The sequence below is a fragment of the Mycobacterium sp. TH-M25 genome (assembly GCF_057473665.1).
In genome coordinates this window covers 1-4,607 of the sequence record NZ_JBYCLA010000408.1, presented here as the reverse complement: position 1 = coordinate 4,607, position 4,607 = coordinate 1, and the positions used below count along the sequence as shown (strand labels likewise).

General features: G+C 58.6%; 5 protein-coding genes. 4 read left to right on the top strand and 1 reads right to left on the bottom strand.

Annotation, left to right across the window (positions count from 1 at the left end; translation table 11 throughout):
• A partial coding sequence (locus AC2VOU_RS13670) for a hypothetical protein (protein ID WP_486957871.1) occupies positions 1–436 on the bottom strand: 436 nt, incomplete at its 3' end.
• Between the two features lie 278 nt (positions 437–714).
• On the opposite strand from AC2VOU_RS13670, the gene AC2VOU_RS13665 reads away from it, so the two are divergent.
• The 4 genes from AC2VOU_RS13665 to AC2VOU_RS13650 form a co-directional block, all read left to right on the top strand.
• Positions 715–1,920 (top strand): serine hydrolase domain-containing protein, encoded by a 1,206-nt coding sequence (locus AC2VOU_RS13665; protein ID WP_486957870.1) that lies wholly within the window; start codon positions 715–717, stop codon positions 1,918–1,920.
• Positions 1,921–1,925: 5 nt separating this feature from the next.
• Entirely contained in the window at positions 1,926–2,465 is a 540-nt protein-coding gene (locus AC2VOU_RS13660) for a GNAT family N-acetyltransferase (protein ID WP_486957869.1), read from the top strand.
• A gap of 808 nt (positions 2,466–3,273) precedes the next feature.
• Complete coding sequence (locus AC2VOU_RS13655; protein WP_486957868.1) at positions 3,274–3,864, top strand: PPE family protein; 591 nt, start codon at positions 3,274–3,276, stop codon at positions 3,862–3,864.
• Positions 3,865–4,040: 176 nt separating this feature from the next.
• Positions 4,041–4,607 (top strand): PPE family protein (locus AC2VOU_RS13650; RefSeq protein ID WP_486957867.1); only part of this gene is annotated, 567 nt, incomplete at its 3' end.

Here is a 4,607-nt window from a genome sequence, read left to right as displayed (position 1 = left end):
TATAGGAGTTGCCGTTTTCGACAGTTGGGTACGGGTAAATGTACGGGTTGACAAAATTCTGCAACCCTCCTGTCATGCTCGTGAACACCTCCAAAGTGACTTTCATGTTGGGTCCCGCAGTGACTCGTCTGAGATCCGCGAGATCAATCTTGACCGGCTTGCCATTGATTTTCTTGGGCAATTTACCATCCCATTCAGTGTCATCCGGCTCCAGGCAGACGACTGGCCGCCAAGCTGTCCCCAAAGAACCTCCACTGAGCTCATGATTAATGGCCCATATGACGGTGTCGCCGTCCCCGCAGGTTGGGTTGGGGAAGTATTGCGTCGGTGGCGCGGGCGGGGCGGCATGGGCAGTAGCGGTCCCACCAATTGCGGTGGCCATGCCGGCGGCTACCACGCCAGCAATCACACGTGCACGCACAAAACCAACTGTCATTGCTAAGTACCTCACATTCGGGGAATTGATTGATTCTCCAAAAACAGCCGTGCATACGCCGATAGGGCAAGACAAATATCAAATCGCCGGGTGAACCGGATCTAACGCATCCGAATACCCGGCCCGATCACGTGCGATGTGGTATGAGTCGACATATTTAATACCATATCGTATGCGATACTTTATCGTATCGACGACCTTATGACAAGGTCAGTGTGTCAACGCCGTCCTGATTCGGGCGACACGCCCTAGCGAACCTTGGTCGCTAGGCTAACCGGGTGAATCTCGACGGCAATCAAGCCTCCATCCGCGAGGTTTGCGATGCCGGCCTGCTGGCCGGCGCGCTGACGATGGTCTGGCATCGCGGAGAAACGTTGCAGGTCAATGAGATCGGTTACCGAGACATCGATGCGGGCCTGCCGATGCAAAGAGACACGCTGTTTCGTATCGCGTCGATGACCAAGCCGGTCACGGTGGCCGCGGTGATGAGTCTGGTCGACGACGGCAAGCTGGCACTGCACGACCCGATCACGCGCTGGGCGCCGGAATTGGCCGAGCTGCGGGTGCTCGACCAACCGGACGGTCCGCTCGACCGGACGCACCCGGCGCGGCGCCCCATTCTGCTCGAGGATCTACTCACCCATACCAGCGGCCTGGCCTACGGCTTCTCGGTACCCGGGCCGATCTCGCGGGCATACCTGCGACTGCCATTCGGTCGGGGCTCCGACGCTTGGCTGACCGAGCTGGCCGCGCTCCCGCTAGTACATCAACCCGGCGACCGGGTCACTTACAGCCACTCGATAGACGTGCTGGGCGTCATCGTGTCCCGCATCGAGGGCAAACCGTTTAACCAGGTTCTCGACGAACGAATCCTGGGCCCGGCGGGCATGACCGACACCGGGTTCTTCATCCCCGCCGACATGCGGCCACGCGCAGCGACCATGTACCGACTCGACGAGAAGAACCAGCTACGACACGACGTGATGGGGCCACCACATGTCAAGCCACCGTCATTCTGTAACGCCGGCGGCGGATTATGGTCGACCGCCGACGACTACCTGCGGTTCGTGCGGATGCTGCTCGGTGACGGAACAGTCGACGGCGTGCGAGTGCTATCCGCTGAGTCGGCGCGCCTGATGCGCACGGACCGGCTCACCGACGAACACAAGCGGCACGCCTTCCTTGGGGCGCCGTTCTGGGTTGGCCGCGGGTTCGGGTTGAATCTGTCGGTGGTGACCGACCCGGCGAAGTGCGCGCCACTATTCGGGCCGGGCGGGCTTGGGACATTTAGTTGGCCTGGCGCCTATGGGACGTGGTGGCAGGCCGACCCGGCCGCCGACCTGATCCTGCTGTACTTGGTCCAGAATTTGCCTATGCTGTCCTCCGACGCCGCGGCCGCCGTCGCGGGTAACACTTCGCAGGCGAAGCTGCGAACGGCACAACCCAAGTTCGTCCGCCACACCTATCGTGCGCTAGGGCTTTAGCGGAGATGGTCAATTACCCCCCTGACCGGATGGCCGGGCCGAGACTGTTGCTGCGCCTACCCGAGCTCGACGACGCCGGCCCGATTTTCCAACGGGTCGCCCGCGATCCTGAGGTCACGCGATATCTGCTGTGGACGCCACACCCCGACGTCGCGGCAACGCGACGGGTCATCGCCGAGCGCACCAATGTCAGCGACAACGAGCGGACCTGGGCCATCACGCTGCGAAACAGCGGCGATGTCATCGGGTTGACCAGCTGCCGACGCCCGGTGCGGCACTCCGTCGAAGTTGGGTACTGCCTCGGTCGGCGGTGGTGGGGCAAAGGTTTGATGTCGGAGGCGCTCACCCTATTGCTCACCGCGCTGAACACCGACCCGGACGTGTACCGGGTCTGGGCCACCTGCAGTGTCGACAACACACGCTCGGCGCAACTGATGGAACGAGCCGGCTTCGCGTTGGAGGGCCGGCTCGTCCGCCACGCCGTCTACCCGTCTATGGGCTCTGAACCGCGCGACAGCTTGCTTTACGCAAAAATCTTGCGCTGACTCAGCTGACGGTCGAGGCGCTCGATGGTGGCACGTTGTGATTGTGACCGGAGTGAGCTTGCGGCGAACGGAAACAGGTTCTAGTTTTGTCGCCGTGGCTTTGGCTATCGCCGATCCCGCTGCCGACATCAGTAACGCTGTGTTTGACTAACGCCGGCCGTCGCTGCCCAAGCTGAACAATATTTTGTGCACTGCGAGATCGCGGAATACCAAGTGCCGTGCAGTCTTTTGCTGGTCGACGTGGTGAAGCATTCACCTGCAGGCAAGCCTGTCTAGCGCTGGACCGAGGAACTAACCGAGGCGCGACCCGCCAATAACGTGCAGACAAGCCGCGTGACAAACGGGGCTTGACGGCGCTGCACAGCCAATTTGGTCAAGCGCCGCTTATATTCAATAATGAGTAAACGTTTGACGTCGTGCCGCTTCCGGGCTCTCCGCAGATGAGGGTGTAGAGGATGCTGGCGCGTCGTTGGCCGGGTAGGGGTCGAGGTCTTTCAATGATTGATGGAGATTCCTACACCAACCCATCCCGAAAGACCTCGACGTGCACGATGCCACCGGTGCGGGCTTTGCCTGCGCTGACTTGACCACTTTCAGTCGACTCGATGCACTCGAGCTTGAGGTGACCGGGCAACACCTGGACCCAGATCGGGCGAGGAAGGCGTTTCAGGGGGTTCCCTCTGCTTACACGCACACTGACGAGGATGACGACGAGGATCGTGTCACAGCTTAGCGACTCAGGTTTGCTACCGGCGAATAGATCTACCGGCAATATGTTGATTGTAGAGTTGAAGAGAAAGTAACCGAGGTGCCAAATTTCAACGCATTACCACCCGAGGTCAACGTTACCAATATTCAGGGTCCAGGTTCTAAGCCGATACGGACCGCTCAAACAGCATGGGAAAGTCTGGCGAAAGAGTTGGCTTCTGCGGCGGACGGGTGGGGAACTCAAGTGAGCGCGACGCAATACTCGTTTAAAGGTCCGGCAGCGGGCTATTTTTTACAAGCGGCAAAGCGGTACCACGCCTGGCTGTATAACCACGCCTACACGGCCAATTGTACCGCCGCGTCTCTCGATGAAGCGGCGCAGGCCTACGACAGGGCGGTCAAGGCGATGGTGCCGACATCTACGATAGTGGCAAACCGCGCGGCTGCCTTAACTATGAAGACAACCAACCTTTTGGGGCAATTCACCACCAAAATCGCGGAGCTGGACCGCAGCTACGAAAAAATGTGGGCCAGAAATGCGAACGCGATGCATGAGTATCAGTTTGCCGCCTTCGAACTTATGAGGCAGGTTGAAGAAGCAGGAATTACACCTGCGCCGCTGGTAGTCCACGGCTTTTACAGGCCGTTCGGCAGCTTTCAAACCACCATCGAAGAAGAAACGGCAATCTGATTCTTGGTGGATTGGTGCCGGCGCTGTGTCGAGGAAGGCGTTTCAGGGTTCTCCCGCATCTGCTTACACGCACACTGACGAGGATCGTGTCACAGCTTAGCGACTCATGGTTTACTACCGGCGAATAGATCTACCGGCGATATGTTGATTGTAGAGTTGAGGAGAAAGTAACCGAGGTGCCAAATTTCAACACATTATCACCCGAGGTCAACGTTAGCAATATTCAGGGTCCAGGTTCTATGCCGATACGGACCGCTGTAAAAGCATGGGGAGATCTGACGGTAGAATTGTATACTCAGATGGGACGGTGGAAAAATCAAGTTAGCGCAACACAAGACTCGTTTAAAGGTCCGGCAGCGCGCCATTTTATAGACGCGGCAAATCAGTACACTTCCTGGTTAAATGGACACGCCGGAACGGCCAGTGCGACCGCCGTGTATCTCGGTCTAGCGGCGCAGGCCTACGACAGGGCGGTCAAGGCGATGGTGCCGACATCTACGATAGTGGCGAACCGCGCGGCAGCCTTAACTATGAAATCAACTAACCTTTTGGGGCAATTCACCGCCAAAATCGCGGAGCTGGACCGCAGCTACGAAAAAATGTGGGCTCGGAATGCGGAAGCGATGAATGAGTATCAGTTTGCTGCCTTCGAGATTATGAGGCAGGTTGAAGAAGCAGGAATTACACCGGCGCCGCTGGTAATCCACGGCGGCTCTTCCAGGTCCAGTGGCTATCATCCCATC

Coding starts and splice junctions, on each gene's coding strand:
- AC2VOU_RS13660 (WP_486957869.1), top strand. CDS start 1,926: ATGGTCAATTACCCCCCTGACCGGATGGCCGGGCCGAGACTGTTGCTG.